At 73.3% G+C, this 26,711-nt stretch carries 25 protein-coding genes; 15 read left to right on the top strand and 10 right to left on the bottom strand.

What is annotated here, in order from left to right; all coding sequences use genetic code 11:
* Nucleotides 1-131: 131 nt before the first annotated feature.
* Both ACIBG4_RS01930 and ACIBG4_RS01925 read right to left on the bottom strand, forming a co-directional pair.
* The gene (locus ACIBG4_RS01930) at nucleotides 132-1,103 is read right to left on the bottom strand and encodes an aromatase/cyclase (RefSeq protein WP_397200252.1); all 972 of its coding nucleotides are present in this window, start codon (nucleotides 1,101-1,103) and stop codon (nucleotides 132-134) included.
* 62 nt (nucleotides 1,104-1,165) lie between these two features.
* Nucleotides 1,166-1,948, bottom strand: a complete 783-nt coding sequence (locus tag ACIBG4_RS01925; protein ID WP_310711885.1) for an SDR family NAD(P)-dependent oxidoreductase — start codon at nucleotides 1,946-1,948, stop codon at nucleotides 1,166-1,168.
* Between the two features lie 152 nt (nucleotides 1,949-2,100).
* On the opposite strand from ACIBG4_RS01925, the gene ACIBG4_RS01920 reads away from it, so the two are divergent.
* Genes ACIBG4_RS01920 through ACIBG4_RS01900 form a run of 5 tightly spaced genes read left to right on the top strand, consistent with a single transcriptional unit; the run spans nucleotide 2,101 to nucleotide 7,057 of the window.
* Nucleotides 2,101-2,436, top strand: a complete 336-nt coding sequence (locus ACIBG4_RS01920; RefSeq protein ID WP_310711884.1) for an antibiotic biosynthesis monooxygenase family protein — start codon at nucleotides 2,101-2,103, stop codon at nucleotides 2,434-2,436.
* A complete protein-coding gene (locus tag ACIBG4_RS01915; RefSeq protein ID WP_397200251.1) occupies nucleotides 2,433-3,692 on the top strand; it encodes a beta-ketoacyl-[acyl-carrier-protein] synthase family protein in 1,260 nt (419 codons plus the stop codon). The genes ACIBG4_RS01920 and ACIBG4_RS01915 overlap by 4 nt, the downstream gene beginning before the upstream one ends.
* 4 nt (nucleotides 3,693-3,696) lie before the next feature.
* On the top strand, nucleotides 3,697-4,905 hold the full coding sequence (locus ACIBG4_RS01910) for a ketosynthase chain-length factor (protein ID WP_397200250.1): 1,209 nt from the start codon (nucleotides 3,697-3,699) through the stop codon (nucleotides 4,903-4,905).
* Entirely contained in the window at nucleotides 4,902-5,945 is a 1,044-nt protein-coding gene (locus ACIBG4_RS01905) for a ketoacyl-ACP synthase III family protein (protein WP_397200249.1), read from the top strand. The genes ACIBG4_RS01910 and ACIBG4_RS01905 overlap by 4 nt, the downstream gene beginning before the upstream one ends.
* Entirely contained in the window at nucleotides 5,942-7,057 is a 1,116-nt protein-coding gene (locus ACIBG4_RS01900) for an acyltransferase domain-containing protein (protein ID WP_397200248.1), read from the top strand. Before ACIBG4_RS01905 ends, ACIBG4_RS01900 begins: the two co-directional genes overlap by 4 nt.
* On the opposite strand, the gene ACIBG4_RS01895 is transcribed toward ACIBG4_RS01900, so the two are convergent.
* Nucleotides 6,983-7,846: a class I SAM-dependent methyltransferase gene (locus tag ACIBG4_RS01895; protein ID WP_397200247.1), complete on the bottom strand. Its 864-nt coding sequence runs from the start codon at nucleotides 7,844-7,846 to the stop codon at nucleotides 6,983-6,985. The two genes, ACIBG4_RS01900 and ACIBG4_RS01895, sit on opposite strands and share 75 nt — an antisense overlap.
* Before the next feature lie 145 nt (nucleotides 7,847-7,991).
* On the opposite strand from ACIBG4_RS01895, the gene ACIBG4_RS01890 reads away from it, so the two are divergent.
* The 6 genes from ACIBG4_RS01890 to ACIBG4_RS01865 all read left to right on the top strand — a co-directional run bounded on the left by ACIBG4_RS01890 (nucleotide 7,992) and on the right by ACIBG4_RS01865 (nucleotide 13,673).
* A complete protein-coding gene (locus tag ACIBG4_RS01890) occupies nucleotides 7,992-8,429 on the top strand; it encodes a SnoaL/DnrD family polyketide biosynthesis methyl ester cyclase (RefSeq protein ID WP_397200246.1) in 438 nt (145 codons plus the stop codon).
* Nucleotides 8,429-9,478 (top strand): methyltransferase, encoded by a 1,050-nt coding sequence (locus ACIBG4_RS01885; protein WP_397200245.1) that lies wholly within the window; start codon nucleotides 8,429-8,431, stop codon nucleotides 9,476-9,478. Before ACIBG4_RS01890 ends, ACIBG4_RS01885 begins: the two co-directional genes overlap by 1 nt.
* The gene (locus ACIBG4_RS01880) at nucleotides 9,475-10,383 is read left to right on the top strand and encodes an alpha/beta fold hydrolase (protein WP_397200244.1); all 909 of its coding nucleotides are present in this window, start codon (nucleotides 9,475-9,477) and stop codon (nucleotides 10,381-10,383) included. The genes ACIBG4_RS01885 and ACIBG4_RS01880 overlap by 4 nt, the downstream gene beginning before the upstream one ends.
* A gap of 137 nt (nucleotides 10,384-10,520) precedes the next feature.
* Nucleotides 10,521-11,804 (top strand): P450-derived glycosyltransferase activator, encoded by a 1,284-nt coding sequence (locus tag ACIBG4_RS01875; RefSeq protein ID WP_397200243.1) that lies wholly within the window; start codon nucleotides 10,521-10,523, stop codon nucleotides 11,802-11,804.
* 79 nt (nucleotides 11,805-11,883) lie between these two features.
* On the top strand, nucleotides 11,884-13,176 hold the full coding sequence (locus ACIBG4_RS01870) for an activator-dependent family glycosyltransferase (RefSeq protein WP_397200242.1): 1,293 nt from the start codon (nucleotides 11,884-11,886) through the stop codon (nucleotides 13,174-13,176).
* Complete coding sequence (locus tag ACIBG4_RS01865) at nucleotides 13,173-13,673, top strand: flavin reductase family protein (RefSeq protein WP_310711871.1); 501 nt, start codon at nucleotides 13,173-13,175, stop codon at nucleotides 13,671-13,673. Before ACIBG4_RS01870 ends, ACIBG4_RS01865 begins: the two co-directional genes overlap by 4 nt.
* Before the next feature lie 70 nt (nucleotides 13,674-13,743).
* Here the strand turns inward: ACIBG4_RS01865 and ACIBG4_RS01860 are convergent, their stop codons facing one another.
* The 4 genes from ACIBG4_RS01860 to ACIBG4_RS01845 form a co-directional block, all read right to left on the bottom strand.
* Nucleotides 13,744-14,403, bottom strand: a complete 660-nt coding sequence (locus ACIBG4_RS01860) for a response regulator transcription factor (RefSeq protein WP_310711870.1) — start codon at nucleotides 14,401-14,403, stop codon at nucleotides 13,744-13,746.
* Nucleotides 14,400-15,866: an acyl-CoA carboxylase subunit beta gene (locus ACIBG4_RS01855; RefSeq protein ID WP_310711869.1), complete on the bottom strand. Its 1,467-nt coding sequence runs from the start codon at nucleotides 15,864-15,866 to the stop codon at nucleotides 14,400-14,402. Before ACIBG4_RS01855 ends, ACIBG4_RS01860 begins: the two co-directional genes overlap by 4 nt.
* Before the next feature lie 234 nt (nucleotides 15,867-16,100).
* The gene (locus tag ACIBG4_RS01850; protein ID WP_310711868.1) at nucleotides 16,101-16,934 is read right to left on the bottom strand and encodes an ABC transporter permease; all 834 of its coding nucleotides are present in this window, start codon (nucleotides 16,932-16,934) and stop codon (nucleotides 16,101-16,103) included.
* Nucleotides 16,931-17,872: an ATP-binding cassette domain-containing protein gene (locus ACIBG4_RS01845; RefSeq protein WP_310711867.1), complete on the bottom strand. Its 942-nt coding sequence runs from the start codon at nucleotides 17,870-17,872 to the stop codon at nucleotides 16,931-16,933. The genes ACIBG4_RS01850 and ACIBG4_RS01845 overlap by 4 nt, the downstream gene beginning before the upstream one ends.
* A 222-nt stretch (nucleotides 17,873-18,094) precedes the next feature.
* On the opposite strand from ACIBG4_RS01845, the gene rdmE reads away from it, so the two are divergent.
* Nucleotides 18,095-19,816 (top strand): aklavinone 12-hydroxylase RdmE, encoded by a 1,722-nt coding sequence (gene rdmE / locus ACIBG4_RS01840; protein WP_397200241.1) that lies wholly within the window; start codon nucleotides 18,095-18,097, stop codon nucleotides 19,814-19,816.
* A gap of 16 nt (nucleotides 19,817-19,832) precedes the next feature.
* On the opposite strand, the gene ACIBG4_RS01835 is transcribed toward rdmE, so the two are convergent.
* On the bottom strand, nucleotides 19,833-20,843 hold the full coding sequence (locus tag ACIBG4_RS01835) for a helix-turn-helix transcriptional regulator (RefSeq protein WP_397200240.1): 1,011 nt from the start codon (nucleotides 20,841-20,843) through the stop codon (nucleotides 19,833-19,835).
* 152 nt (nucleotides 20,844-20,995) lie between these two features.
* Between ACIBG4_RS01835 and ACIBG4_RS01830 the strand changes: the two genes are divergently transcribed.
* Genes ACIBG4_RS01830 through ACIBG4_RS01820 form a run of 3 tightly spaced genes read left to right on the top strand, consistent with a single transcriptional unit; the run spans nucleotide 20,996 to nucleotide 24,553 of the window.
* Nucleotides 20,996-22,063, top strand: a complete 1,068-nt coding sequence (locus ACIBG4_RS01830; protein ID WP_310711864.1) for a glucose-1-phosphate thymidylyltransferase — start codon at nucleotides 20,996-20,998, stop codon at nucleotides 22,061-22,063.
* Nucleotides 22,060-22,995 carry a dTDP-glucose 4,6-dehydratase gene (gene rfbB / locus ACIBG4_RS01825; protein ID WP_397200239.1) on the top strand — a complete coding sequence of 312 codons (936 nt, stop codon included), beginning with the start codon at nucleotides 22,060-22,062 and terminating at the stop codon, nucleotides 22,993-22,995. The genes ACIBG4_RS01830 and rfbB overlap by 4 nt, the downstream gene beginning before the upstream one ends.
* Before the next feature lie 34 nt (nucleotides 22,996-23,029).
* Nucleotides 23,030-24,553 carry an FAD-binding oxidoreductase gene (locus ACIBG4_RS01820; RefSeq protein WP_397200238.1) on the top strand — a complete coding sequence of 508 codons (1,524 nt, stop codon included), beginning with the start codon at nucleotides 23,030-23,032 and terminating at the stop codon, nucleotides 24,551-24,553.
* A gap of 79 nt (nucleotides 24,554-24,632) precedes the next feature.
* On the opposite strand, the gene ACIBG4_RS01815 is transcribed toward ACIBG4_RS01820, so the two are convergent.
* Nucleotides 24,633-25,850: a methyltransferase domain-containing protein gene (locus tag ACIBG4_RS01815; RefSeq protein ID WP_397200237.1), complete on the bottom strand. Its 1,218-nt coding sequence runs from the start codon at nucleotides 25,848-25,850 to the stop codon at nucleotides 24,633-24,635.
* Between the two features lie 23 nt (nucleotides 25,851-25,873).
* The gene (locus ACIBG4_RS01810; RefSeq protein ID WP_397200236.1) at nucleotides 25,874-26,653 is read right to left on the bottom strand and encodes a cyclase family protein; all 780 of its coding nucleotides are present in this window, start codon (nucleotides 26,651-26,653) and stop codon (nucleotides 25,874-25,876) included.
* Nucleotides 26,654-26,711 lie beyond the last annotated feature (58 nt).

The following is a 26,711-nucleotide window of genomic DNA, read 5'->3' as shown; positions in this document are numbered from 1 at the left end:
CCACCCCCGGCGCCTGGGTGTCCCCCTGCCCGGCCCCCCCCGGGTTCCCGGGCGGCCCCCCCCCCCGGGCGGCCCCCCCCCCGGTGGGCCCGCCCCCCGCCCTGCGTCCGCGCAGGCTCACACGCGCAGGCTCACACGGTCGCCGACCGGCGGCCCTCGGCGTACTCCTTGGCGGCGCGCAGCGTCGTCATGCTGTTGCGGCTCAGCGCCTCCCGCGCGAACGCGTGCGCGTCGGTCACCGTCGCCCCCTCGCCCAGGACGCCCGTGACGGCCTCCGGGGCGATCGCCACCGTGTGCTGCGAGGTGACCACGGCCCCGTCGCTGTCCGGCCGTACCGTCCAGCGGCCCGTGTGCACGGCCAGCAGCTTCGGCGTCCGCAGTTGCTTGTAGACGATCAGGTGCTCGGGGAAGCACACCCGCACCGAGGCCGTGGTGTGCGTCGAGCCGTCGGCCGTGCGGGTGTCCATCTCCATGAGCTGCACGTCGGGCGTCTCGGACTCGAGCGCCATCCTGGCCACATGCGGCAGCCGCTCCGGCCACAGGTCGGCGCGGTGGAGGAAGTCGTAGACGTCGCTCGCCGCGCCGTCCACCCGTACCGTGTCCTCGAACGTCGCCAGCCGGTCGCCCGCCCCGGCGCCCTGTCCGGAGATCTGCCCGGCGCCTTCGAGGGCGGCCCGCAGCGAGGCCAGCTCGGCCTCGCTGTTGCGGTCGACGGCCTTGGCGACGAAGTCCAGGCCGTCCTCGTCCACCGCGCTGAAGTCGTGCGTCAGCCGGACCCGGGTGGTGCCGGCGTCGATCGGCTCGACGATCCACTCGCCGCCCATCGCGGCCACCGGGTGCGCGGGCACCTCCTGCCGGAAGCGCACACGCAGCCCCTCCGGGTCCAGCTCGCGCCGCGAGGTCCACGTCTTGGGCCGGCCGTTGGCGGTCGCCCAGATGCGGATGCGCTCTTCCCCGCCGCTCTGCTCGATCCGCTCGACGTGGACGGTCGGCGGGAAGATCGCCGGCCACGCGGTCGCGTCGGCGAGGACCGCGTAGACGGCGCGCGGATCCGCCGACAGGGTGATCTGGTGCTCGGTCTCGTGCGTGGGTGAGGTCGCCACGGGCGCTCCTGTCACTTCGGAGGGGTCGCTCGGATCAGGTCGGTCGGGTCAGGTCGGTCGGATCAGAAGGTGCCGAGCCCGCCGCAGACGTTGATCGCCTGCGCGGTGACGGACGATGCCGTGTCCGAGACGAGGTAGCCCACCATCCCGGCGACCTCCTCGGGCGTGGAGTACCGGCCCAGCGGGATCTTGTCCTGGAACTTCGCGAGCACCTCGTCCTCGGTGACGCCCCAGAAGGCCGCGTACCGCTGGCGCACGCCCTGCGCCATCGGCGTCTCGACGTAACCCGGGCAGACGGCGTTGACCGTGATGCCCGTCTTGGCCAGCTCCAGGGCCAGCGCCTTCGTCAGGCCGACCACCCCGTGCTTGGAGGCCGAGTACGGCGCGCCCAGCACCACGCCCTGCTTGCCCGCGGTCGAGGCGACGTTGATGATCCGGCCCCGCCCGCGCTCCAGCATCCCGCCGGTGGTCAGCACCGCCTTGGTCATCCGGAACACGCTGGTGAGGTTCGTGTCCAGGATGTCCAGCCACAGCTCGTCGGGGATCTCCGCGGTGACGCCCCCGCCGCCGCGGCCGGCGTTGTTGACCAGGATGTCGATGGGCCCGTACCGGTCACGGGCGGCCCGCACCAGCTCCTGGATCGCGACGGGGTCGCGGACGTCGCAGACCCGCCCGTCGGCCTCGGCCCCGGACTCCCGCAGCCCCTTGACGGTCAGCTCGACGGCGTCCGGCGTGCGCGCGCACAGGTAGACACGCGTCCCGGCGCCTCCCAGGGCCCGGGCCACGGCCAGCCCGATGCCGCTGGTGCCGCCGGTGACGAGGGCGACCCGGCCTTCCTCGGACATGGGTTCTCCTTTCGGTCGGCGCAAGGGTCACACCGGCGGCTCGAATGGCGGTGGACGACCTGAGTTCGAGCGGGTCGCGAGAGTCGTGCCGCAGCGTCGTGGCGAGAGCACCTGATCGCCCTTGCCGAACGGGCGCCGATCGAGGAGTAGGGATGCCGCACACGGAGTTCGGGGGAGCCGTCACGTTCGTGAACAGGTTCCTCCTGCACGGCCCGCCCGAGGAGTTCGAGCGCGTGTTCGCCGCCACCTCGGAGTTCATGGGCTCCAGGCCCGGCTTCCTGTGGCACATGCTGTTGCGGCCCATGGAGACCGGGCAGGAGCGCCACTACGTCAACGTCGCCGCCTGGCGGGACGAGGCCGCGTTCCGCGCGGCGGTGGCGGACCCCGGCTTCGCCCCGCACGCGGGCGCGCTGCGGGCGCTGAGCACCAGCGAGCCCGCCCTGTACGAGACGCGGCAGACCCGCGCCGCCGAGACGGAACGTCCATGACCAGGCGGGTGGTCATCACCGGCCTCGGCGTCGTCGCCCCGGGCGGCACCGGGGTCAAGCCGTTCTGGGACCTGCTGATGTCCGGCGCCACCGCCACGCGCAGGATCACCACGTTCGACCCCTCGCCCTTCCGCTCCCAGATGGCCGCCGAGGCGGACTTCGACCCCGTCCAGGCCGGCCTGCCGGCCGACGCGGTGGAGCGACTGGACCGCGCGGCCCAGTTCGCGCTGGCCGCCTGCGGCGAGGCCATGGCCGACAGCGGCCTGCGGGTGGAGGAGTCCGCCGCCCACCGGGTGGGGGTCAGCATCGGCAGCGCCGTGGGCTGCACCCAGAAGCTGGAGTCGGAGTACGTGGCCATCAGCGGCCGGGGCGCCACCTGGGAGGTGGACCACACGCTGGCCTCGCCGTACCTGTACGACTACTTCGTGCCCAGCTCGATGGCCGCCGAGGTGGCCTGGAGGGTCGGCGCGCAGGGCCCGGTGTCGATGGTCTCGGCCGGGTGCACCTCCGGCATCGACGCGATCGGCTACGCCTGCGAGCTGATCCGCGAGGGCGGCGCCGACGCGATGATCACCGGCGGCACGGACGCGCCGATCGCGCCCATCACCGTCGCCTGCTTCGACGCCATCAAGGCCACCTCCAGCTACAACGACACGCCGGGCAGCGCCTCCCGGCCCTTCGACCGCACCCGCAACGGGTTCGTCCTCGGGGAAGGGGCGGCCGTGCTGGTGCTGGAGGAGGCCGAGGCGGCCAGACGGCGCGGGGCACAGGTGTACGCGGAGATCACCGGCTACGCCTCGCGCGGGAACGCGTACCACATGACGGGCCTGCGCGCCGACGGCGCCGAGATGGCCGCCGCGATCACCGCGGCGCTCACCGAGGCCCGCTGCGACCCCTCCGAGATCGACTACGTCAACGCGCACGGCACGGCCACCAAGCAGAACGACCGGCACGAGACCGCGGCGATCAAGACCGCGCTCGGGGAGCACGCCTACCGGGTGCCCATCAGCTCGATCAAGTCGATGATCGGCCACTCGCTGGGCGCCATCGGCTCCATCGAGGTGGCGGCGGCCGCCCTCGCGGTGACGAGGGGCGCGATCCCGCCCACGGCCAACCTGCACGAGCCCGACCCGGAGCTGGACCTGGACTACGTGCCGCTGGTCGCGCGTGAGCAGCGCGTGGACGTCGCGCTGACCGTGGGCAGCGGCTTCGGCGGCTTCCAGAGCGCCATGCTGCTGCGCCGTTTCGAAGGGTGATCGCATGCTTGACACGGACGTCGTGGTCACCGGGGTCGGCGTCGTCGCCCCCGTCGGCCTGACCCCCGAGGAGTACTGGGCGGCGCTGCTGAGCGGGCGCAGCGGCATCAAGCCGCTGCGCCGCTTCGACCCCGCCCGGCTGCCCTCGCCGCTGGCCGGCGAGGTGGAGGGCTTCGAGCCCCGCGACCATCTGCCGGCCCGGATCCTGCCGCAGACCGACCTCATGACGCAGTACGCGCTCTACGCCGCGGACCGGGCCATCGCCGAGTCCGGGTTCGAGCCCGCCTCGCCGCTGGACGTGGGCGTGATCACCGCCAGCGCCTCGGGCGGCTTCGACTTCGGCCAGCGGGAGCTGCAGCACCTGTGGCACGACGGGCCCGACCACGTCAGCGCCTTCATGTCGTTCGCGTGGTTCTACGCGGTCAACACCGGCCAGATCTCCATCCGGCACGACCTGCGGGGACCGGTCGGGGTCATGGTGACCGAGCAGGCCGGCGGGCTCGACGCCATCGCGCACGCCCGGCGCAAGGTCGCGCGCGGGACGCCGATGATGGTGACCGGCGGGATGGACTCGTCGCTGTGCCCGTACGGGATGGCCGCGCTGACGCGCTGGGGGCGGCTCAGCACGGCCGGCGACCCCGCCGCCGCGTACCTGCCCTTCGACCGCCGGGCCGGCGGGCACGTGCCGGGCGAGGGCGGCGCCATCCTGACCCTGGAGCAGGGCGGTGCGGCCCGCGCGCGGGGCGCCCGGGTGTACGGGCGGATCGCCGGCTACGGGGCGAGCTTCGACCCGCCGCCCGGCTCCGGACGGCCGCCGGCGCTCATCCGGGCCGTCGAGGCGGCGCTGGCCGACGCCGGGGTCGCCCCCGCGGACGTGGCCCTGGTGATCGCCGACGCCGCCGCCGACCCCGGTCTCGACGCCGAGGAGGCGCGGACGCTCGCGGCGGTCTTCGGGCCGCGCGGGGTGCCGGTGACGGCCCCGAAGACGCTGACCGGCCGGCTGTACTCGGGGGCCGCGCCGCTCGACGTCGTGACGGCGCTGCTGGCGCTGCGCGAGGGCGTGGCCCCGGCGACGGCGAACGTCCGCGACGTGGACCCCGAGCTGCCCGTGGACCTCGTGCTCGGCGACCCGCGGCCCATCACGGGGGACGCGGCGCTGGTGGTGGCGCGCGGCGCGGGCGGCTTCAACAGCGCGATGGTCGTGCGCCGGTGACCGGCGGGCCGTACATCGCGGGGTGCGCGGCCTGGTTGCCGCCCGCCGTGCCGACGGAGCGGGCGCTGGAGGCGGGCGAGTGCGACCCGCCGCTCGCCGCGGCCACCGGCATGCTCGCGGTCGCCGTCGCCGACAAGGAGAGCGGCCCGGAGATGGCCGCCCGCGCGGCCCGGACGGCGCTCGCCCGCGCCGGCGCCGGCCCCGCGGACATCGACCTGGTCCTGCACGCCAGCCTCTACTTCCAGGGCCACCACCTGTGGGCGCCCGCCTCGTACGTGCAGCGTGCCGCCGTGGGCAACACCTGCCCTGCCATGGAGGTCCGTCAGGTCTCCAACGGCGGGATGGCCGCGCTCGAACTGGCCACCGCCTACCTGGACGCCTCCCCGGCCCGTACGGGCGCGCTGGTCACGACGGGCGACCGGATGAACCCGCCCGGGTTCGACCGGTGGCGCAGCGACCCGGGCACCGTCTACGCCGACGGCGGCACGGCGCTCGTGCTGTCGCGCACGACCGGCTTCGCCCGGATCCGCAGCCTCGTGACGGTCTCCGACCCGGGGCTGGAGGGCATGCACCGGGGCGGCGACGCGTTCGGCGCGCCGTCGCTGGAGGAGCTGCCCACGGTGGACCTCGACCTGCACAAGCGCTCCTACGTGCGCGAGGTGGGGCGGGCGGCGACGGCCGCCAAGGTGAGCGCCGGGCAGGAGGCCGCGCTGACCGGGGCGCTGGTGGAGGCGGGCATCGCCCTGGAGGACGTCACGGGCTTCGCGCTGCCGCACATGGGCCTGCGCCGGCTCCGGGCCGGCTTCTTCGCCCCGTACGGGATCGACCCGGAGCGCACCACCTGGCCGTGGAGCCGGCACGTGGGCCACCTGGGCGCCGGCGACCCGATCGCCGGGTTCGACCACCTCGTCACCACCGGCGCGGTCGGGCCGGGAGATCTGTGCCTGCTCGCCAGCGTGGGGGCGGGGTTCTCCTGGTCGTGCGCGGTCGTGGAGGTGCTGAGCCGCCCGGCGTGGGCGGGGGAGAGGGGCGAGACGTGACCGTCACCATGGTGATGCTGCCGGGGCAGGGGTCGCAGCACCCGCGGATGGCCTGGGGCCTGTACGGCAGTGAGCCGCGCTTCACCGCCGCCCTCGACGAGGTGCTGGCGGCCTTCGACGACGGCGACGCGATGCGCCGCGACTGGCTCAGCGACGACCCGCGGGTCCCGCTCGACCACGTCACCCGGTCGCAGCCGCTGCTGTTCGCGCTGGACTACGCGCTCGGCCGCACGCTGATGGACTACGGGGTGCGGCCGTGGGTCATGCTCGGCCACAGTATCGGCGAGATGGCCGCCTCGGTGCTGGGCGGCGTGTTCACGCTGCGCGACGGCGCGCGCCTGGTGCAGGAGCGGATCCGGCTGCTGGCCGAGGCGCCTCCTGGTGGCATGCTCGCCGTGTCGGCCTCGGCCGCCGCCCTGGAGGAGGCGCTGACCGACGAGGTCGTGGTCGCCGCGGTCAACGCGCCCCGGCAGACCATCCTGGCCGGGCCGTCCGGCCCGCTCGCCGAGGTGGAGGAGCGGCTGCGGCGCGACGGGTTCGTCTGCGCCCCCGTGCCCGCGATGACCGCCTTCCACAGCCCCATGCTGGCGGGCGTCGCCTCCGCCGCCATCGACGGCTTCGCCGCCACCCCCGTACGCGCGCCGCGCGTCCCGCTGCGCTCCTGCTACACGGCCGCGCCGCTGACCCGGGAGACGGCCGCCGACCCGGACTACTGGGCCGGGCACCCGGTGCGGCCGGTGCTGTTCTGGCCCGCGCTGGACGCGATCCTGTCCTCCCGCGACGACGTCGTCTGCGTCGAGGCCGGACCGGGGCAGGGGCTGAGCACCGTCGCCCGGCGGCACCGCGCGATGCGCGCGGGCCGGGGCGAGGTGGTGCCGCTGCTGCCCGCGCGGCCCGGCGGGCCCGGCGCGGACCGGGCCGCCTTCGACGCGGCCCTGGAACGGCTGTCCGCCCTGTCCGTCCTGTCCGCTCTGCCGGCGACCGTCTCGCCCCCGGCCCCGGGTGGCCCGGCGTCGGCCGGGCCGGCCCCGGACGGTTCAGCCGCGGGCGACGCGGGCGGTGACGAAGCGGACCGGGACCTCGATGACCACCGGCCCGCTGCCGCCCCGTAGCCGGTCGAGTCCCTCGATCAGCCGCTCGCGCAGGTCGTCGCGCTGCGGCGCGGGCAGGTTCTGCCACAGCAGCCGCATCCCCTGGGTGTGCGACCACTCCACCCACCGCTCGGGGGACTCGGCGGTCATCCGGACCGGCTCGTCCAGCACCCCCACGTCGCGGTAGCCGGCCCGCTCCAGCGTCGCCGTCAGGTCGGCGGCGTCCTCCAGCCAGCTGTTGAAACGCCGCACCAGCGCCTCCGGCCGCCATTCCGCGGGCAGGTGCTCCAGCAGCGACGACGGAATGAGCGGGGTGAACTCCGGCGGCAGGAACGGAAAAGTCCCGGCCCGGAAAACCGGACTCGTAAATGCGATCCGACCGCCGTCGGCGAGGAATTCCGTATACCGGGAAAGCGCCCCGGGAGCGTCGGGCAGAAAAATGATGCTGTAACCGCCGAGCAGCACGTCGAAAGCGCCCGCCGGCAGCTCCGGATTTTCCGCGTCCATCACCCGCGCCTCGACCTGGGAAAGGCCCCGGGCGGCGATCTCCTTGCCGACCTCCTCCACCATGGCCGGGGCCAGGTCGATGCCCAGCGCGCGCCCTCGCGGCCCCACCAGCTCCGCCGCCGGAAAGAGGCTGGCGCCCCGTCCGCAGCCGACGTCCAACACCCTCTCACCTGCGACGGGAGCCGCCAGTTCCACGAGCCGCCGCCCCATCGGGGTGAAGAACTCCACCCCCATCCGGTCGTAGCGCGCGGCGGAGTCGTCGAAGACCCCCGCGACCTGTCGCTTGTACGCCGAGCTGTCCACAAGCCCTCCCTTCTGCGCAATCACCAGTATTCGAGCGCCTCTGGAGAACCGGTCGAGAACGGGTGCACAGCCGCCTTTCCCGCTTGTCCCGCGCGCGTACCGGAGCGAACAATCGACGCGGAGACACACCCATTCAGGGAGCGCCATGAGCAAGCAGATCGAAATCGTCCGCCGCATGGTGGCGGCCTACAACAGCGGCGAAACCGGGGACGTCGCGGAGTTCATTCATCCGGAATATCTGAACCCCGGCGCGCTGGAGCACAATCCCGACGGGCGCGGCCCCGAGGCGTTCGCGGGCGCGGTCAAGTGGCTGAAGTACGCCTTCTCCGAGGACGCCCACCTGGAGGAGATCGGCTACGAGGAGAACGGCGAGTGGGTGCGCGCCCGCCTCGTGCTCTACGGCCGCCACGTCGGCGACCTCGTCGGGATGCCGCCCACCGGCCGCAGGTTCTCCGGCGAGCAGATCCACCTGATCCGGATCGTGGACGGCAAGATCCGCGACCACCGCGACTGGCCCGACTACCTCGGCACGTACCGGCAGCTCGACATGCCCTGGCCCGCGAACGGCGGCTGGCGTCCCTGATGGCCGGGCCCCGTGACGACGACGCGCTGTGGACGCTGATCCGCCTGGGCAGCCTGCACACCCCGATGGCCGTGCGCGTGGCGGCCACCCTCCGCCTGGTCGACCACATCCAGGCCGGCGCCACCAGCCCCCGTGAGCTGGCCGAGCGGACCGGCACGAACCCGGACGCGCTGGCCCGGCTGGCGCGCCACCTCGTCGCGGTCGGCGTGCTGGAGGAGCCGGAGCCCGGGAGGCTGGCGCCGACGGCGGTCGGCAGGGTCCTCGCCGACGACCATCCCGCCGCCCAGCGCGCCTGGCACGACCTCGGCGAGATCGTGGCCAGGGCCGACGTCGGCTTCACCCGGCTGCTGGACGCCGTCCGCACGGGCCGGCCCACGTACGCCGACGTCTACGGCAAGCCCTTCTACGACGACCTGGCCGCGCAGCCGCGCCTGCGGGAGTCGTTCGAGACACTGATGGCCTGCGACCAGCACGTCGCCTACGACGCGCCCACCGCCGCCTACGACTGGAGCGGCGTGCGCCACGTGTGCGACGTCGGCGGCGGCACGGGCGGGTTCGTGGCGGCCATCGCGCGGGCCGCGCCGCACCTGACCGCCACGATCGTGGAGCTGCCCGGCACCGCGCAGGCCGCGCGCGACCACCTGGCGGCCGAGGGCCTGGCGGACCGGGCCGACGTGATCGAGGGCGACTTCTTCCAGCCGCTGCCCTGCAAGGCCGACGTCATGCTGCTGTCGTTCGTGCTGCTCAACTGGCCGGACGAGGAGGCCGCGCGGATCCTCACCCGGTGCGCCGAGTCGCTGAACCCCGGCGGCCGGATCCTCGTCCACGAGCGCGACGACCTGGCCGAGAACTGCGGCAACGAGCGGTTCACCGAGCTGGACCTGCGGATGCTCGTGTTCCTCGGCGGGCGGCTGCGCACGCGCGACGAGTGGGCCGGACTGGCCGCCCGCGCCGGGCTGGTCGTGGAGTCCGTGCGCCGCCTGCCCAACCCGACGATCCCCTTCGAGCTGTCCCTGCTCGTGCTCGCGCCGGCCCAGGAGGTCTCGTGACAGCCCGTGTCATCGCCAACGGCGACGTGTCCCTGTGGAGCGAGGACTTCGGCGACCCCGCCGCCCCGCCGCTGCTGCTCGTCGCCGGCGGCAACCTGTCGGCCAAGTCCTGGCCCGACGCGTTCGTGGCGCGGCTCGCCGAGCAGGGGCACCACGTCATCCGGTACGACCACCGCGACACCGGCCGCTCCACCACGACCGACTTCCAGCGACACCCGTACGGCTTCGACGAGCTCGTCTCCGACGCGCTGGCCGTGCTCGACGGGTGGGACGTCCCTGCCGCGCACGTCGTCGGCATGTCCCTGGGCCACACCATCGGGCAGCTGCTCGCCATCGACCACCCCGACCGGCTGCTGAGCCTCACGCTCATGCTCGGCGGCGCGCTCGACGTCGACTTCGACGCCAACATCGGGCGCGCCATGAGCGGCGGGCCGTCCGAGGACGGACTGCCGCTGCCCACGCGGCGCTTCCTGGAGGTCATCACCCTGATGTCGCAGCCGGTGGACGGGCCCGAGGCCGAGCTGGAGCGGCGGGTGGAGAAGTGGCGGCTGCTCAACGGCGCGGACCAGCCGTTCGACGCCGACGAGTTCCGCCGCCTGGAGCTGCGCGCCATCGCGCACGCGGGCGCCTTCCAGGAGCCGATCAACCACCACATGATCCCGCAGCCGCCGGTCTCGCGGGCCGCGGGGCTGGCCGGGGTGAGCGTGCCCACGCTGGCGATCCAGGCGATGCGCGACCCCGCCGCGCCGCCGCCGCACGCCCGGCACGTCGCCGACCTCATCCCCGGGGCGCAGGTCGTGGAGCTGGCCGGGATGGGACACGCGCTCACCTCGGCCGTCCACGAGCCGCTGGCCGCCGCGATCTGCTCGCACACCCTCCGTACGCCCCGTCGCGTCACGACCTGAGGAGCACCACGATGCCGACCACGCCGCAGACCACAGCCCCGACCCCGGTGTCGACCCCGGCTCCAGCGTCGAGCCCCGCGCCGGACCCGCGGCCGGCCTCAGAGCCGGTCGCCGCGTCCGCGCCGGAGTCCTCGACCGTGACCCCCAGCGAGCTCGGCCGTCACCTGCTCACGATCCGCGGCTTCCACTTCGTCCTGGGCTCGCTGGGCGACCCGTACGCCCGGCTCCTGCGCGGCGAGGGCGACGACGCGGCGGCGCTCGGCGACGAGATCAGGGGCAAGGGCCCTCTCTACCGCAGCGACCTCGGCACGTGGGTGGTGGCCGGCGGTGAGGCGGCCGCCGAGCTGCTGCGCGACCCCCGCCTCGACGTCCGCCACCCGGGCGGGGACCGGGAGCATCTGGGCGAGAACCTGTGGGAGACCTGGCGCACCTGCCACGTCACGCCGATGGACGGCGCCCTGCTGACGCTGCCGCTGGCCGACTACCGGCGGCTCGACCGGGTCAACCGGCCCGTGCTGGGCCCGGTGGTGGCCGGGGCGTGGCGCGAGGACGTGCGGCGGGCCGCCGACCGGATCGCGGGCGGGCTCGGCGAGGCGTTCGACCTGGCCGGCGACCTGGTCGGGCCCGCGGTCGCCGAATCCCTGACCCGCGTCCTCGGCCTGTCCTCACCCTCCCCGCAGGCCGGTGCGGCCGGTGCCGCCGGGCGGGAGGTGGCGGAGTTGCTGCCCATGCTGGGCGTCGCGCTGGACGCCGTGCTCTGCCCGCCGCGGCTGCCCGTCGCCCACGACCTGGAGCAGGCCGTGGCCCGCGCCCGGGAGCTCGTCCGGGGCCTCGTGGCGGAGCGCGCGGCCGAGCCGGGGGACGACGCGGTGAGCGCGATGCTCGCCACCGGCCTGGGCCCGGCCGACGTGGCGGCGGTCTGCCTGCTGCACCTGGTGGCTGGAGCGGAGATCGCGGCGGCCGTCGCCGCCGACACGTTCGTGGCGCTGCTCGACCACCCCGGCCAGTGGGCGGCCGTGTGCCGGTCGCCGGAGCTCGCCGCGGACGCCGTCGAGGAGACGCTGCGCTGGTCGCCGCCGGTGCGGCTGGTCAGCCGGATCGCGCAGGAGCCGATCGCCCTGCACGGCCAGGAGATCGACGCCGACGGCCACGTCGTGATCGTCGTGGATGCCGCCAACCGCGACCTCGCCGGGCTCCCGGACCCGGACCGCTACGACCTCGCCCACGCGGGGGCGCCCCGCCTCTCCCTGACCGGCGGCGGGTACGAGGAGCTGGTCGCGCCGCTGGCCCGCGTGGTCGCCACCGAGATCGTCCGCGTCGCCGCCACCCGGTGGCCCGGCCTGCGCGCGGACGGAGCCGTCGTGCGCCGCATGCGCTCGCCCGTCGTACGGGCCGTGGTCAGGCTCCCCCTGTGCCGGTGAACTTCCCGTGCTGTCCGGAGACGTGCGCCGGTGAACGACCTGTGCCGTCCGGAGACCTGTGTCGTAAGGAGATTCGACGATGCGCGTGCTGGTCACGTCCTTCGCCATGGACGCCCACTTCAACGGCATGGTGCCGCTGGCCTGGGCGCTGCGCACCGCGGGGCACGAGGTCCGGGTGGCCAGCCAGCCCGCGCTGACCCCGAGCATCGCCCGGGCCGGGCTCACCGCCGTGCCCGTGGGCGACGACCATCAGGTGGAGCGGGCGATGGCCGCCGCCGCTCCCGGCGTGTTCACCCTGCACCAGAACCCCGACTACCTGGAGGGCCGGCCGGAGCTGCTCGACCTGGACTTCCTGGAGAGCTCCACCACCATGCTCACGGCGATGTTCTACGCCCAGATCAACAACGACTCGATGGTCGACGAGATGGTGGCCTTCGCCCGCTGGTGGCGGCCCGACCTCGTGATCTGGGAGCCCTTCACGTTCGCCGGGGCCGTCGCCGCCCACGTCACGGGCGCCGCGCACGCCCGCCTGCTGTGGGGGCCCGACCTGTTCCTCCAGGTGTACCAGCGCTTCCAGCGGCTCCTCGCGCCGCTGCCCGCCGACCGCAGGGACGACGCGGTGCGCGACTGGCTGACCTGGACGCTCGGCCGCTTCGGCGCCGAGTTCGCCCCCGAGGTGGTCACCGGCCAGTGGACCATCGACCAGATGCCCGCGAGCGTGCGCTTCGAGCTGGACCAGCCGCTCGTGCCGATGCGCTACATCCCCTACAACGGGCCGCTGCCCGCCGTGGTGCCCCCGTGGACGAGGATCGACCCGTACCGGCCGCGGGTGTGCGTCACCCAGGGCATGACCGAGCGCACGACCGGCTTCTCCGGGCTGGACGCGGTCGCCGAGCTGCTGGAGTCGATCGCCGAGCTGGACGTCGAGGTGATCGCGACCGTCAAGGCCGGCGAGCGGATGCGGCCGCTGCCCGGCAACGTCCGCGTGGTGGACAGCGTTCCGCTGCACGTGGTCCTGCCGACCTGCGACGCGGTCGTGCACCACGGCGGCGCGGGCACGTGGGCCGGCGCGGCGCTGTACGGGGTCCCGCAGCTCGCCCTCGCCTGGCAGTGGGACGACGTGTTCCGCGCGCTGCGCCTGGAGAAGCTCGGCGCCGGCATGTACCTTCCCCCGGGCCCCGCCCGCCGGCCGGGAGCGGTGCGGGACGGCCTGGCCCACCTGCTGGGCGACGCGTCGTTCCGTGACGGCGCGGCCCGGATCCGGGAGGAGATGCTCGACTGTCCCACCCCCAACGAGGTCGTGCCGACGCTGGAGGACCTGACCGCGGCGCACCGCGGCGTCCTGTCCGGCCCGGTGGCCGCACGCCGATGAGCCGGGCGTACCCCGATCGGGCGGTCGGCGAGGAGGAGTTCCGCCGCGCGCTGGCCGGGCACGCGGCGGGGGTGGTGGTGGTCACCGCCTCGGTCGGGGGAGTCCCGGTCGGGGTGACGGCCACCTCCTTCTCCTCGGTCAGCCTGCGCCCGCCGCTCGTGTCGTTCTACATCGGCCGGTCCTCCTCCACCTGGCCGTGGCTGCGCGAGGCCGGTCGCTTCGCGGTCAACGTCCTGGCCGGGGACCAGGGGGAGACCGCGGCCCGCTTCGCCCGTGCCCGCGCCGACCGGTTCGCGCCGCCGACCCGGTGGAGCGCGGACGAGTTCGGCACGCCCCTGCTGGACGGCGTCACGGCCCACCTGACCTGCACCCCGTACCGGACCGACGACATCGGCGACCACATCCTGGTCGTCGGCCTGGTGACCGGCACGTGGATCGACGAGAAGGGCTGCCCGCTGCTCTACCACCAGGGACGCTTCGGGCGGTTCGTCCCGTGACCCCGGCCCGTGCCGTGGCGCCCGCCGGGCCGTGACACCGCAAGGCGCGCCCCGGCCGCGGCGGGGAGTCCTAGCAGATCCAGCCGGACTTGCGGGCGATGCGGATCGCGTCGATGCGGTTGCGGGCCTTCAGCTTGCTCACCACGACCGTCAGATAGTTGCGCACGGTCCCCGGCGACAGGAAGAGCGCGCTCGCGATCTCCTTGATCTCGTCGCCCTCCGCGGCGAGCTGGAGCACCTCCAGCTCACGGTCGGTGAGCGGGCATGCGGTGGAGCCCCACGCGACCAGCGCGAGATCCGCGTCGAAGACCCGGTAGCCCGCCGCCACCCGCCGGACGGCGTCGGCCAGCTGCTCGGGCGGCGAGGTCTTCAGCATCAGGCCCCCCACGCCCGCCGAGAGCGCCTGACGCACGGTGGCCGGCCGGGCCAGGCTGCTGAGCAGCAGGGTGTCGCAGCCGGGCAGGGTCTCCTTGAGCTCCACGGCCGCCGCGAACCGGTCCTTCCAGCACAGGTCGGCGTCGATGACCGCGACGTGGGGCGCACCGCTCCGCGCGGTGGCCAGGATCTGCCTGCCGTCGGACACGGCGCCCACCACCTGAATGTCCGCCTCCTGGTTGAGCAGGGCGACCAGCGCGCCGCGCACCATGTCCATGTCCTCGGCGATGACGACGCGGATCGTCCCGTTTCCCGGCTCGGTGGAGGAGACCCGAGCGGGGAACGCCGCCTTCACTGGGGGAGATTGTCGTGACGGAACCGGGGCCGGATCGCCCTGGCCAGCGTCCGCAAGGTCGCGGCCAGCACGGATCTGGTCTGCTCCGGCTCGATGACCTCGTCCACGGACAGCCTTTCGGCCGGCAGGTGCGAGGCCATCACCTCGCGCTCGTAGCCCGCCACGAGGTCCGGGCGGACCCCCGGATTCTCGCGCAACTCACGCCGGTAGACGATGTCGACCGCTCCTTCCGCGCCCATCACTGCCATCTGCGCCCTCGGCCAGCAGAACACGGCGTCCGCTCCCAACGACTTGGAATTCATGACGATGTACGCGCCGCCGAACGCCTTGCGCAGCACCACGGTCAGCCGCGGCACGGTCGCCTCGGAGAACGCGTAAAGGAGTTTCGCGCCCTTGCGTATCACCCCATTTGTTTCCTGTTTGGTTCCGGGCAGAAAACCCGGGGTGTCCACCAGGGTCACCAACGGCAATCCGAACGCGTCGCAGAGCCGGACGAAACGCGCCCCTTTCTCGGAGGCGGAGATGTCCAGAACCCCCGCGAGAGCCATCGGCTGGTTCGCCACCACGCCGACCGGGCGGCCCTCGATCCGCGCGAATCCGATGACCAGGTTGCGCGCGAAACGCGGCTGGAGCTCGAGAAAACTGTCGGAGTCCACGATTCCCGTTATCACTTGCCGGACGTCATAGGGGGTGCGGGGGCTGTCCGGGAGCCGGGGCATCGGGCCCGCGGGCGCCGGGACGCCCATCGGGACCTCGTCCCAGCACGAGTCGGGCAGGTAGGACAGGACGCGGCGGGCCAGGTCCATGGCCTCCGCTGGGCCGGCGGCGACCAGGTGGGCGACGCCGGAGCGGCGGGTGTGCACCTCGCTGCCACCGAGGTCGGCCGGGCTGACGTCCTCGAAGGTGACGGCCTTGACCACCTGGGGGCCGGTCAGGAACATGTGGGCGTTCTCGCGCAGCATGATGATCACATCGGTCAGCGCCGGGGAGTAGACCGCGCCGCCGGCGCACGCCCCGAGGATGAGGCTGAGCTGGGGGACCCGGCCGGAGAGCTGCACGTTGGCGCGGAAGATGGCGCCGTAGCCGTCGAGGGCCGCCAGGCCCTCCTGGATGCGGGCGCCCCCCGAGTCGAGCAGCCCGACCACGGGCATCCTGGCGCGCTCCGCCTGCCGGAGGACCGCCTCGATCTTGGCGGCGTGCATCTCGCCCAGCGAGCCGCCGAGCGCGGAGGGGTCCTGGGCGAACACGCCGATCGGCCGGCCGTCGATCGTGGCGTGCCCGGTCACGACGCCGTCGCCGGCGGGCCGTCTGGCGTGCATGCCGAAGGCCGTGACCCTGTGCCGGGCCTGGCTGCCGAACTCTACGAAGGAGTCGGGGTCGGTCAGCGTGTCGATGCGGTGCCGGACGTCCGCGGGCCGGGTCCGCGACACCAAGGAGGACGAGGAAAGCGGAGGTCCAGTCATTGTCACTCCATTGTCTCGGTCGTTCCTTCTTTCCTGCCACACACGAAAGAAGACGATTCAACATTGAATCGTCCTCAGCTTTCTCTGATAGGCTAAATATGCCCTGTGTCCTTTGTCAACCCCATCCGGTAACGCGCAAGTGCTACGATGTAAGTGATCGCTTACTTAACGTGTTCAGCGCCTCATCGAAAATATCTGCGATGAGGCGCTGGAATGAGGGTCGGCGACCGCCGGTCAGTGCGCGTTCTTGTTCCGGTACAGGCGGACGGCGAGCGGTGCGAACACGACGGTGATGATCAGCGAGGTGATCAGCGCCCACATCACGTCCCAGAACCCGGCCGTGCCGTGCATGAGGGTCCGGGACGCGGTCGCCGCGTGGCTCATCGGGTTGATCCGCACCAGCACCTGCATCCACGACGGCATGGTCTCCGGCTGCACGAAGATGTTGCTCATGAACAGCAGCGGATAGATCACGATCATGCTGGTGCCGGAGACCCGCTCGGGGACGCTCGCCACCACGCCGATCGCGGCGAAGATCCAGCTCACGCTGAAGGCGAACACGATCAGCACGGCCATGGCCGCGAGCACACCGAGGATGCCGCCGCCCGGCCGGAAGCCGAGCGCCAGGCCCAGTCCGATGGTCATGGTCAGCGCGATCACGTAGCGCAGCACGTCGCCGACGAGGTTGCCGGCGATGGCGGCGGGCTGCCAGAACGGCAGCGTGCGGAAACGGTCGAAGACGCCCTTGTTGATGTCGGTGTTGATCGCGGTGCCGGTGTAGACCGTCATGAGGATCACGCTCTGCACCGCGATGCCCGGCAGGAAGAACTGCAGGTAGCGGCCGGGGGAGCCGGCGAAGGCGCCGCCGAACAGGTAGGTGAACAGCAGCAGGAAGATCGCCGGCAGCAGGATGATGTCGATGAGCTGGGCGGGGAAGTGCTTGAACGCCATCAGCCCGCGCCACAGGTGGGTGGTCGTCGCGGCCAGGGCGCTCGCCTTCGGCGGCCGGTCGTGCGTGGACACGGCCGAGATCACCCGGTCGTCCACGCGTTCGATCGACGAGGTCATGCGGCATCCTCCTCATCGGCCGCGGCGGCGGACTGGTCGTCGGCCTTGTGGCCGGTGAGCGTCAGGAAGACCTCGTCGAGGCTCGGCCGGGTCATGGAGAACTCCGCCGGCTCGACGGCGGCGCCGGTCAGCGCGCTCAGCGCCTGGACCACCCGGGAGCTGTCCTCCACCCGGGCCGACAGCTCGGCGTGGTCGCCCTCCATGTGCACGGGGACGCCCAGCTCGCGCACGAGCAGCTCCTCCGCCTTGCCCCGCAGGCCGGGGTCGCGCAGCCGGACGTGCAGGGCGACCTGGCCGACCGACGCCTTGAGCTCGTCGGTGGTGCCCTCGGCGATGACCTTGCCCTGGTCGACGACCGCGATGCGGTCGGCCAGCTCGTCGGCCTCGTCGAGGTACTGGGTGGTGAGCAGGATCGTGGTGCCGCCGGCCAGCAGCGCCCGGACGATCTCCCACACCTGGTTGCGGCTGCGCGGGTCGAGGCCGGTGGTGGGCTCGTCCAGGAAGATCAGGTCAGGGGTGACGACGATGCTGGCCGCGATGTCCAGCCGCCGCCGCATGCCGCCGGAGTACGTGCTGACCAGCCGCCCGGCCGCGTGGACCAGGCCGAAGGCGTCCAGCAGCTCGGTGGCCCGCTCCCTGGCCTTCGGCCAGGAGTAGCCCTGGAGCCTGCCCATCAGGACGAGGTTCTCCATCCCGGTCAGCGCGTCGTCCACCGAGGCGTACTGCCCCGTCACGCTGATGCGGCGGCGCACCGCGTCGGACTCGCGCACCACGTCGTGGCCGAACACCGTGGCCTTGCCCCCGTCGGGGCGCAGCAGCGTGGCCAGCATGCGGATCAGCGTCGACTTCCCGGCGCCGTTGGGGCCGAGGACGCTGTAGACGATCCCGGGGGGCACGCGCAGATCGATCCCGTCGACGGCCTTCGTCTGCCCGTACATTTTCCGCAGATCGGAAGTCTCTATCGCGAGTGTGGGTGGGGAGCTCATCGTGGGCTCCCGTCGTTCCCGCCGTTTTTCCTCATGGCCAGGACGATAACCAGCAGCGCGGTCATCTCCTGACCGCATTGGCCGCGGAGCGGGAAATTGTCCAGCCGTTCTCAGTGATTACTTGATTCGCGCCTCGGACCATGAAATTCCGCACGAGTCAAGGAGACCCCAGTGATGGAACCGGACGTTGACGTGGTGATCGTCGGTGGCGCGCTCGGCGGGCTGTCCACGGCGATGTTCCTCGCCCGGCGCGGCGTGCGCGTGCTGCTGGCCGAGCGGCACGAGGGCACCTCGATCTACCCCAAGGCGGCCGGCCAGAACCCGCGCACCATGGAGCTGCTGCGCATCGGCGGCATAGCCGGCGAGGTCATGGCGGCCACCGACATCCGCGGCCGGCAGGGCGACTTCACCGTCAGGGTGGCCGAGACCGTGGGCGGCCGGACGCTGCGCACCTTCGCCGAGAGCTTCGAGGAGCTGGTGGGCGCCACCGAGGACTGCACGCCCATGCCGTGGGCCCTGGCCTCCCAGGACCGGGTCGAGCCCATCATGCTGGCTCAGGCGGAGAAGCACGGCGCCGACATCCGCTTCGGCACGGAGCTGACGGACTTCGCCCAGGACGACGACGGCGTCACGGTACGCCTGCGCACCGTGGCGAGCGGCGCGGAGGCCACGGTCCGCGGCCGCTACCTCGTGGCGGCCGACGGCCCGCGCAGCGAGGTCCGGGAACGGCTCGGCATCCCGCGGCACGGCCACGGCTCCCTGGCCCACTTCGTCGGCATCATCTTCGAGGCCGACCTGTCCGCAGCGCTGCCCCCCGGCTCCACCGGCTGGTACTACCTGCAGAACCCCGCCTTCACCGGCACGTTCGGCCCGACCGACCGCCCGGACCGGCACACCTTCTACGTCCGGTACGACCCGGAGCGCGGCGAGCGCCCCGAGGACTTCCCGCCGCGGCGCTGCGAGGAGCTGATCCGCCTGGCGGTGAACGCGCCGGACCTGCGGCTGCGGCTGCTCGACGTGCAGACGTGGGAGATGGCCGCCTACATCGCCGACCGCTGGCGCGACGGCCGGATCCTGCTCGTGGGGGACGCGGCCAAGGTCACCCCGCCGACCGGCGGGATGGGCGGCAACACCGCCATAGGCGACGGGTTCGACGTGGCGTGGAAGCTCGCCGCTGTGGTGGCCGGCGAGGCGGGGGAGGGCCTGCTGGACAGCTACGGCCTCGAACGCGCGCAGGTCGCCTGGCTGGTGGTGGACGAGTCGCTCGGCATCTACGCCGAGCGCATGGCCCCGCACCTGGCGGGCGTCCTGCCGCGCGGGCGCGGGACCGCCGAGGTGCTCATGGGGTTCCGCTACCGCTCCGGCGCGGTGGTCGCCGAGGACGACGACCCGGAGCCGGTCGAGAACCCGCTGCGTCCCACGGGCCGCCCCGGCTTCCGCGCCCCGCACGTCTGGGTGGAGCGCGACGGAGCCCGCGTGTCCACGATCGAGCTGTACGGGGACGGCTGGGTGCTGATCACCGGGCCCGAGGGCGGCGCGTGGGCCTCGGCCGCCGCCGGGGCCGCCCGCGACCTCGGCGTCCGCCTGGACGTCCACACGCTGGGTCGCGACCTGCGTGATCCCACGGGCCGGCTGATGAGCGCCTACGGGCTCGGCCCGGCCGGCGCCAGCCTGGTCCGCCCCGACGGCGTGGTCGCCTGGCGGGCGGAAGGCGAGCCCGCGGAAGGCCGGCCCGCGGGAGGCGAGCCCGCGGAACGTGAGCCCGCGGGAGGCGAGCCCGCGGAAGCCGGGCGGGCGGGAGTGACGCCGGGCGGGCCGGCGGGCCACGACGCCGCCTTCCGCGCCGTCCTGGACCAGGTGCTGGCCAGGGTGCCGGCGAGGAGCGCGCATGCCTGAGCCGGTCACCGCCCCGTCACCAGGGAACCGGCGGAACCGACGGGACCGGCTGGACCGGCTGGGCCGGCGAGGACGGCGTCACCGCCCGGCCGAGACGGCCGGACAGCTCCCGGACGTACTCCCTCAGCTCGGGCGGCTCGTGCACCTCGAACTCGACGTCGAACATGCCGATGGTCAGGGCCAGCCACTGCAGCGAGTCGGCCGCGGTGCGCAGCATGCAGGTCCGGTCGTCCACGACCGTCAGGACGCCGTCGCTGGGCCGGATGCGCTCGGCGATCACCGAGACCGGGGCGTGCAGGGTGACCAGCGCGCGGTGGCGGGCCAGCGACGAGGTGATGGCCTCGGTGACGTAGGCGGCGACGTCCTCCGAGGGCAGCTCGCGCGGCTTGAAGCGCTCCCCCGTCGCGTACGGCGAGGACAGCCGGTCCACGCGGAACGTGCGCCAGTCCTCCCGCTTGAGGTCCCAGCACATCAGGTACCACTTCCTGGTGACGTACACCAGCCGGTACGGCTCGACGTGCCGGTTGCTCTCGGCGCCCTCGCGCGTGCTGTAGCCGAAGCGGAGCCGCTCGCGGTCGCGGCACGCCTGGGCGAGCACGGTGAGGAACTCGGGGTCGACGGTCGGGCCCGTCGCGACGACGGGGACCGTGTAGGTCTGCAGGGCGTTCACCCGCCTGCGCAGGTGGCCGGGCAGCACCTGCTCCAGCTTGGCCAGCGCGCGCACGGAGGTCTCCTCGATGTCGGCGACCGTGCCGCCGGCCGCCGTGCGCAGGCTGATCGCGATCGCGACCGCCTCCTCCCCGTCGAGCAGCAGCGGCGGCAGGGCGGTGCCCGCCTCCAGCCGGTAGCCGCCGTGCGCCCCTGGCGTGGCGTGCACCGGGTAGCCGAGCTCGCGGAGCCGGTCGATGTCCCTGCGCAGGGTGCGCGGGCTTATCTCCAGCCGCTCGGACAGCTCGGGACCCGACCAGTTCCGGCAGTTCTGCAGCAACGACAGCAGGCGGAGCATGCGCAACGGCGTGTTGGCCATGCCCGCATCGTGTCATGCGACGCGGCCACCTTATGGCCGCATTGTCAAATCATGTCAAGGAGTCCGAGGAGAGATATGGACCTTTTCCATCGGTACGAATGGCGACCCTTAATGCCTTTCCTGGACGACCACGTGCAGAAAGGACGCATTCCGTGAAGGGGCTCGTGCTGGCCGGGGGGTCCGGCACCAGACTGCGCCCGATCACCCACACCTCCGCCAAACAGCTCGTCCCCGTGGCCAACAAACCCGTCCTCTTCTACTGCCTGGAGGCCGTCGCCGCCGCCGGCGTCACCGAGATCGGCATCATCGTGGGGGAGACCCACGCCGAGATCGAGGCGGCCGTCGGCGACGGCTCGCGCTTCGGCGTCGAGGTGACCTACCTCCACCAGCACGCGCCGCTCGGGCTGGCCCACGCGGTGCTCATCGCCCGCGACTACCTGGGCGACGACGACTTCGTCATGTACCTGGGCGACAACTTCCTCCTCGGCGGCATCGGCGACATCGTCGGCCGGTTCACCCGTAACCGGCCGTCGGCCCAGATCATGCTCACCCGGGTCGGCGACCCCCGGCAGTTCGGCGTCGCCGAGCTCGACGGCTCGGGCCGGGTGATCGGCCTGGAGGAGAAGCCGCGCGAGCCGAAGAGCGACCTGGCGCTGGTCGGCGTCTACCTGTTCACCCCCGACATCCACGAGGTCGTGGCGGACCTCAAGCCGTCGGCGCGCGGCGAGCTGGAGATCAGCGACGCGATCCAGCGGCTCATCGACGACGGGCGGCGGGTCGAGTCGCTGGTCGTCTCCGGCTACTGGAAGGACACCGGCAACGTCACGGACATGCTGGAGGTCAACCGGCTGGTGCTGGAGTCGCTGGAGGCCCGCACGGACGGGCGGGTGGACGGGGACAGCGAGCTGATCGGCCGCGTCGTCATCGAGGACGGGGCCGTGGTGGAGCGCTCGCGGGTCCTCGGCCCGGCCATCATCGGCGCGGGCTCGCTGGTGTCGGGCAGCTATGTCGGGCCGTTCACCTCGATCTCCCACGACTGCGCGATCGTGGACAGCGAGATCGAGTACTCGATCGTGCTGCCGCGCTCGTCGATCACCGGCGTGTCGAGGGTCGAGGGGTCCCTGATCGGCCACGACGTGCAGGTGACGCCCGCGTCCGGCGCACCGCGGGCGCACCGCCTCGTGCTCGGCGACCACAGCAGAGTCCGGATGAGCTCATGACGTTCTCCCGGGTCCTGGTCGCCGGCGGCGCGGGGTTCATCGGCTCGGCGTTCGCCCGGACGGCGGCCGGTGACGGCGCCGAGGTGACGGTCCTCGACAAGCTGACCTACGCGGGCAACCCCGCCAACCTGGCGGGCGTGCCGCACACGTTCGTGCGCGGCGACATCTGCGACGCCGCGCTGCTGGCCGCGGTCGTGCCCGGCCACGACCTGGTCGTCAACTTCGCCGCCGAGTCGCACGTGGACCGCTCGATCGCGGACGCGGGGGAGTTCGCGCGCACCAACGTGCTGGGCGCGCAGACGCTCCTCCAGGCGTGCCTGGACGCGCGTACGCCCCGGGTGGTGCACGTCTCCACCGACGAGGTGTACGGCTCGATCGAGACCGGCTCCTGGGACGAGGGCGCCCCGCTCGCGCCCCGCTCGCCGTACGCGGCCTCGAAGGCGGGCGGCGACCTGATGGCCCGCGCCTACGCCGTCACCCACGGCCTGCCCGTCTGCGTCACCCGGTGCGGCAACAACTACGGCCCCCGCCAGTACCCCGAGAAGGTCGTCCCGCTGTTCGTCACCCGGCTGCTGAGCGGGGGCAAGGTCCCCCTGTACGGCGACGGCGGCAACGTCCGCGACTGGATCCACGTGGACGACCACTGCGCGGCCGTCCGGCTGGTGGCCGAGGCCGGCGAGCCCGGCGAGGTGTACCACGTCGCCGGGACGGCCGAGCTGACCAACCGGGAGCTGACCGGGCGGCTGCTGGCCGCCTGTGGCGCCGGCTGGGACAGGGTCGAGTTCGTGGCGGACCGCAAGGGTCACGACCGGCGCTACTCCCTCGACGACACCAGGCTCAGGTCGCTGGGCTTCGCCCCGAAGATCGACTTCGAGACGGGGCTGGCGGAGACCGTCCGCTGGTACGCCGCCCACCCCGGCTGGTGGTCCTGACCTCCCCTTCCCCCCCACACCGATGAGGAGTTCCGTGGACGACAACACCCGCACCGCCCCCGGCCCGTGGCCGGAGCCCGTGACCGTCGACAAGGCCGACCCGCGCTACCCGGACCTGGTGGGCCGGGGGGTCAACGCCCGCTTCCCCGCCGCTCCGGCCGCGATCGGCCTGCCCGCCACGGCCGGCCAGGTGGTCCGGCTGGTCCAGGACGCCGTGGACACGGGCCGGCGGCTGGCCGTACGCAGCGGAGGGCACTGCTTCGAGTCGCTCGTCGACCACCCCGAGGTGGACGTGGTGATCGACCTGTCGGAGATGAAGGCCGTCGGCTTCGACCCGGAGACGCGGGCCTTCGCCGTCGAGCCGGGCGCGAGCCTGGGCGCCCTGTACCGGACGCTCTTCCTCGGCTGGGGCGTCACCGTCCCGGCCGGCCGCTGCCCGGAGATCGGCGTGGGCGGCCACGTGCCCGGCGGCGGTGGCGGCGCGCTGTCCCGCCGGTACGGCCTGTCCGTGGACCACCTCTACGGCGTGCAGGTCGTGGTCGCGGACGGCTCCGGCCGGGCCCGGCTCGTGACCGCGACCAGGGAGCCCGGCGACCCGAACCGGGACCTGTGGTGGGCGCACACCGGCGGCGGCGCCGGCGCCTTCGGGATCGTCACCCGCTACCTGTTCCGCTCCGAGGAGGCCGAGGGGCGCGGGTTGCTCCCGCCGGCGCCGGCCGCCGTCACGAAGAAGACCGCCCGCTGGTCGTGGGACGACCTCGACGAGACCCGCTTCGTGGCGCTGGTCCGCGCGTTCGGCCGGTGGCACGAGCGCAACAGCGCCCCCGGCGACCCGGGCGCCCAGCTCGACAACAGCCTCACCCTGCCCCGGGCCGGCGGGGGCGAGATCACCCTGGAGACGGCCGTGGACGCCGGCCGCCCGGACGCCGCCGAGCAGGCCGACGCCCTCATCGCCGAGGTCTGCCGGGCCGCCGGGACGACGCCCGAGGTGGCGGCCGACACGCGGCCCTTCCTGGCGGCCACTCTCGTGCCCGACGAGTTCGCCGGGGTGAAGGGCCGGTTCAAGTCCAAGGCGGCGTTCCTGCGCGCCTGCTGGGACGAGGACGCCGTCGCGCGGCTGTACCGCCGGCTCACCGACCGGTCCGGCTACCAGCACCCGGCCGCGGCGTTCTACCTGCTCTCCCACGGCGGCGCGATCAACGCGGTGGGGGAGGGGGAGACGGCCATGGCCCATCGCGACGCCGTGCTCAAGGCGTACGGGTCGGTGTTCTGGTGGGACGAGCGCGAGGACGACGTCCACCTGGGCTGGATCCGCGAGACCTACCACGAGCTGTTCGCCGACGCCGGCGGCGTGCCCGACCCGGGCCGCGGGTACGGCGGCGCGTTCGTCAACTACGCCGACGCCGACTTCACCGACCCGGAGCTGAACCGCAGCGGGGTCCCGTGGCACCGCCTGTACTTCCGCGGCAACTACGCGCGGCTGCAGGAGGTCAAGGGCCGCTGGGACCCGCGCGAGGTGTTCCGGCACGCGCTGTCGGTGCGCCCGCCCGGCGTGTAGCGGACGGCAGGACGCCGGGCGGCCCGCTGCCGCCCGGCGTCCCGGCCCTGCGAAGGCCCTGAGTGAGAAGGCCCTGAGGTCAGAGGATGCGCACGCTCGGCACGTACACGATCCACCGGCCGCCCTGCGCGGTGAACTCCGCCTCCCTGGCCACGATCTCCTCGGTGTGGTTCCAGGCGAACAGCACCGCGTAGTCGGGGTACGGCCGGCCGAACTCCGCCGCGGACCGGATCGGGATGTGCGAGCCCGGCATCAGCCTGCCGATCTTGGCGGGCGTCGTGTCGTAGACGCAGGGCAGCAGGTCCGCGCCGATGCCCGCGTAGTTGAGCACCGTGGCGCTCTTGGCCGTGGCGCCGTAGCCGGCCACGCGGGCCCCTCGGTCACGCAGGTCGCGCAGCAGCGCGACGAGGTCGTCGCAGATCCGGTCGATGCCGGCGCCGAGCCCCTTCAGCGTGTCGAGGTCGTGCAGCCCGCGCCGGGCCTCCTCGGAGATCAGCGCCTCCACCTCGGGCGCGGGCGGCCTGGCCCCGGCGCGGGCGATGGTGTAGCGCACCTCCCCGCCGTGCACCGGCAGCCGCTTCACGCCGACCAGCTCGAAGCCGAACCGCCGCGCCACGTCCCGCACCGACGTCGCGGTGAACAGGTAGAAGTGCTCGTCGTAGATCTGGTCGAAGGTGTGGCGCTCGACGATGTCGCCCAGGTACGGGTCCTCGAACACGAACACCCCGTCCGGCGCGAGCAGGGCGTCGACGCCGCGGAAGACCGAGTCGAGGTAGGGGATGTGGCAGATCGTGTTGGCCGCGTAGATGACGTCCGCGCGGCCCTCCTCGGCGGCGATCTGGGCCGCGGTCGACTCCTCGAAGAAGTCGGTCCGCACCCGCACGCCGTCCTTCCTGGCCAGCTCGGCGACGCCGCCGGACGGCTCGACCCCGAGGTGGCGCACCCCCGCGTCCTTGACCACGCCGAGCATGACGCCGTCGTTCGACCCGATCTCCACGCAGAACGGGTCGGGACCGGTCAGCTCGGCGGCGAGCAGGTCGCGCGCGGTCTGGGCGAAGTGCTCGCGCATGCGCTGCGAGCCCGAGGAGTGGTACGGGTAGTCGTAGTTGAACATCCGCTCCCGGGGCACCTCCTCCAGGAGCTGCACCATGGAGCACGACGCGCACGCTCCGACGGCGAGCTGGAAGTAGTACGCGCCGGCGACGTCCTCCTCGGCGCGGAAGTCGTCGGACAGCGGCTGCCTGCCGAAGTCGAAGAACTTCCTGACCTGGCCACCACAGATACGGCATCTGGTCACATCGGGCTCTTTCTACTCGGCTTCTACTCGGCGAAGATGGCGACCGCGCGGGCCCAGCCCGCCCCGGCGCCGGTGATCTTGATGGGGAAGCACGCGACCTGGAAGCCGTACGGCCGCTCCAGCGCGTCCAGGTTGGCCAGCCGTTCGATCTGGCAGTACTCCCGGCTGCGGCCGATGACGTGCGCCGGCCACAGCACGGAGCGGTCGCCGCCGGCCCGGTAGCGGGCGATCACGTCCCCGAACGGCGCGTCCAGACTGAACGCGTCGGTCCCGATGACCCGCACCCCGTGGTCCAGCAGGAGATGGACGCCGGGACCGTCCAGCCCGGTGAACTCGGTGAAGTAGCGGGGGGTGCCCGCCCACGCCGACGCGCCGGTGTTCAGCAGCACGATGTCGCCCGGCGCCGGCCGCCGCCCCGCCCGCTCCATGGCCTTCTCCAGCTCGGCCACGCCGGCCACCGACGTCTCGCAGCCGGTCAGGTCGAGCAGCAGCCCCGGGCCGTAGAACCACTCCAGCGGCAGCTCGTGGACGTCGCGCGGCCTGCCGTCGCCGTAGGCCGCGCGCGACCCGTAGTGGGAGGGGGCGTCCACGTGCGTGCCCGTGTGCGAGGTGAGCCTGATCCGGTCGAGCGACAGGAACTCCCCGTCGGGCAGCTCGGCCGGGTCGAAGTGCACGCCGAAGTGCTCCTTCATCTCCTCGGCCATGTGCGCGGCCCCCTCCGCGGGGGTGAGGATCTCGTGCTCGACCGGATCCGGTTCCCACGCCGCCGCGTCCACCGCGCTGCTGATGTCGACCAACCGCACCGATGCCTCCCTGCCGCCTGTCCCGCGGACCAGCGGGATCGTCGAATACGAGCACACC

This window comes from Nonomuraea sp. NPDC050383, assembly GCF_044459125.1.
Lineage (GTDB): Bacteria > Actinomycetota > Actinomycetes > Streptosporangiales > Streptosporangiaceae > Nonomuraea.
The sequence above is the reverse complement of the archived record's forward strand: the minus strand, read 5'-3'. Positions and strand labels throughout refer to the sequence as shown.

Bases quoted from the DNA above. Each gene is read 5' to 3' on its own strand.
- ACIBG4_RS01925 (WP_310711885.1), bottom strand. From the start codon at position 1,948: ATGTCCGAGGAAGGCCGGGTCGCCCTCGTCACCGGCGGCACCAGCGGC.
- ACIBG4_RS01920 (WP_310711884.1), top strand. From the start codon at position 2,101: ATGCCGCACACGGAGTTCGGGGGAGCCGTCACGTTCGTGAACAGGTTC.
- ACIBG4_RS01915 (WP_397200251.1), top strand. From the start codon at position 2,433: ATGACCAGGCGGGTGGTCATCACCGGCCTCGGCGTCGTCGCCCCGGGC.
- ACIBG4_RS01910 (WP_397200250.1), top strand. From the start codon at position 3,697: ATGCTTGACACGGACGTCGTGGTCACCGGGGTCGGCGTCGTCGCCCCC.
- ACIBG4_RS01890 (WP_397200246.1), top strand. From the start codon at position 7,992: ATGAGCAAGCAGATCGAAATCGTCCGCCGCATGGTGGCGGCCTACAAC.
- ACIBG4_RS01885 (WP_397200245.1), top strand. From the start codon at position 8,429: ATGGCCGGGCCCCGTGACGACGACGCGCTGTGGACGCTGATCCGCCTG.
- ACIBG4_RS01870 (WP_397200242.1), top strand. From the start codon at position 11,884: ATGCGCGTGCTGGTCACGTCCTTCGCCATGGACGCCCACTTCAACGGC.
- ACIBG4_RS01865 (WP_310711871.1), top strand. From the start codon at position 13,173: ATGAGCCGGGCGTACCCCGATCGGGCGGTCGGCGAGGAGGAGTTCCGC.
- ACIBG4_RS01855 (WP_310711869.1), bottom strand. From the start codon at position 15,866: ATGACTGGACCTCCGCTTTCCTCGTCCTCCTTGGTGTCGCGGACCCGG.
- ACIBG4_RS01850 (WP_310711868.1), bottom strand. From the start codon at position 16,934: ATGACCTCGTCGATCGAACGCGTGGACGACCGGGTGATCTCGGCCGTG.
- ACIBG4_RS01845 (WP_310711867.1), bottom strand. From the start codon at position 17,872: ATGTACGGGCAGACGAAGGCCGTCGACGGGATCGATCTGCGCGTGCCC.
- rdmE (WP_397200241.1), top strand. From the start codon at position 18,095: ATGGAACCGGACGTTGACGTGGTGATCGTCGGTGGCGCGCTCGGCGGG.
- ACIBG4_RS01835 (WP_397200240.1), bottom strand. From the start codon at position 20,843: ATGGCCAACACGCCGTTGCGCATGCTCCGCCTGCTGTCGTTGCTGCAG.
- rfbB (WP_397200239.1), top strand. From the start codon at position 22,060: ATGACGTTCTCCCGGGTCCTGGTCGCCGGCGGCGCGGGGTTCATCGGC.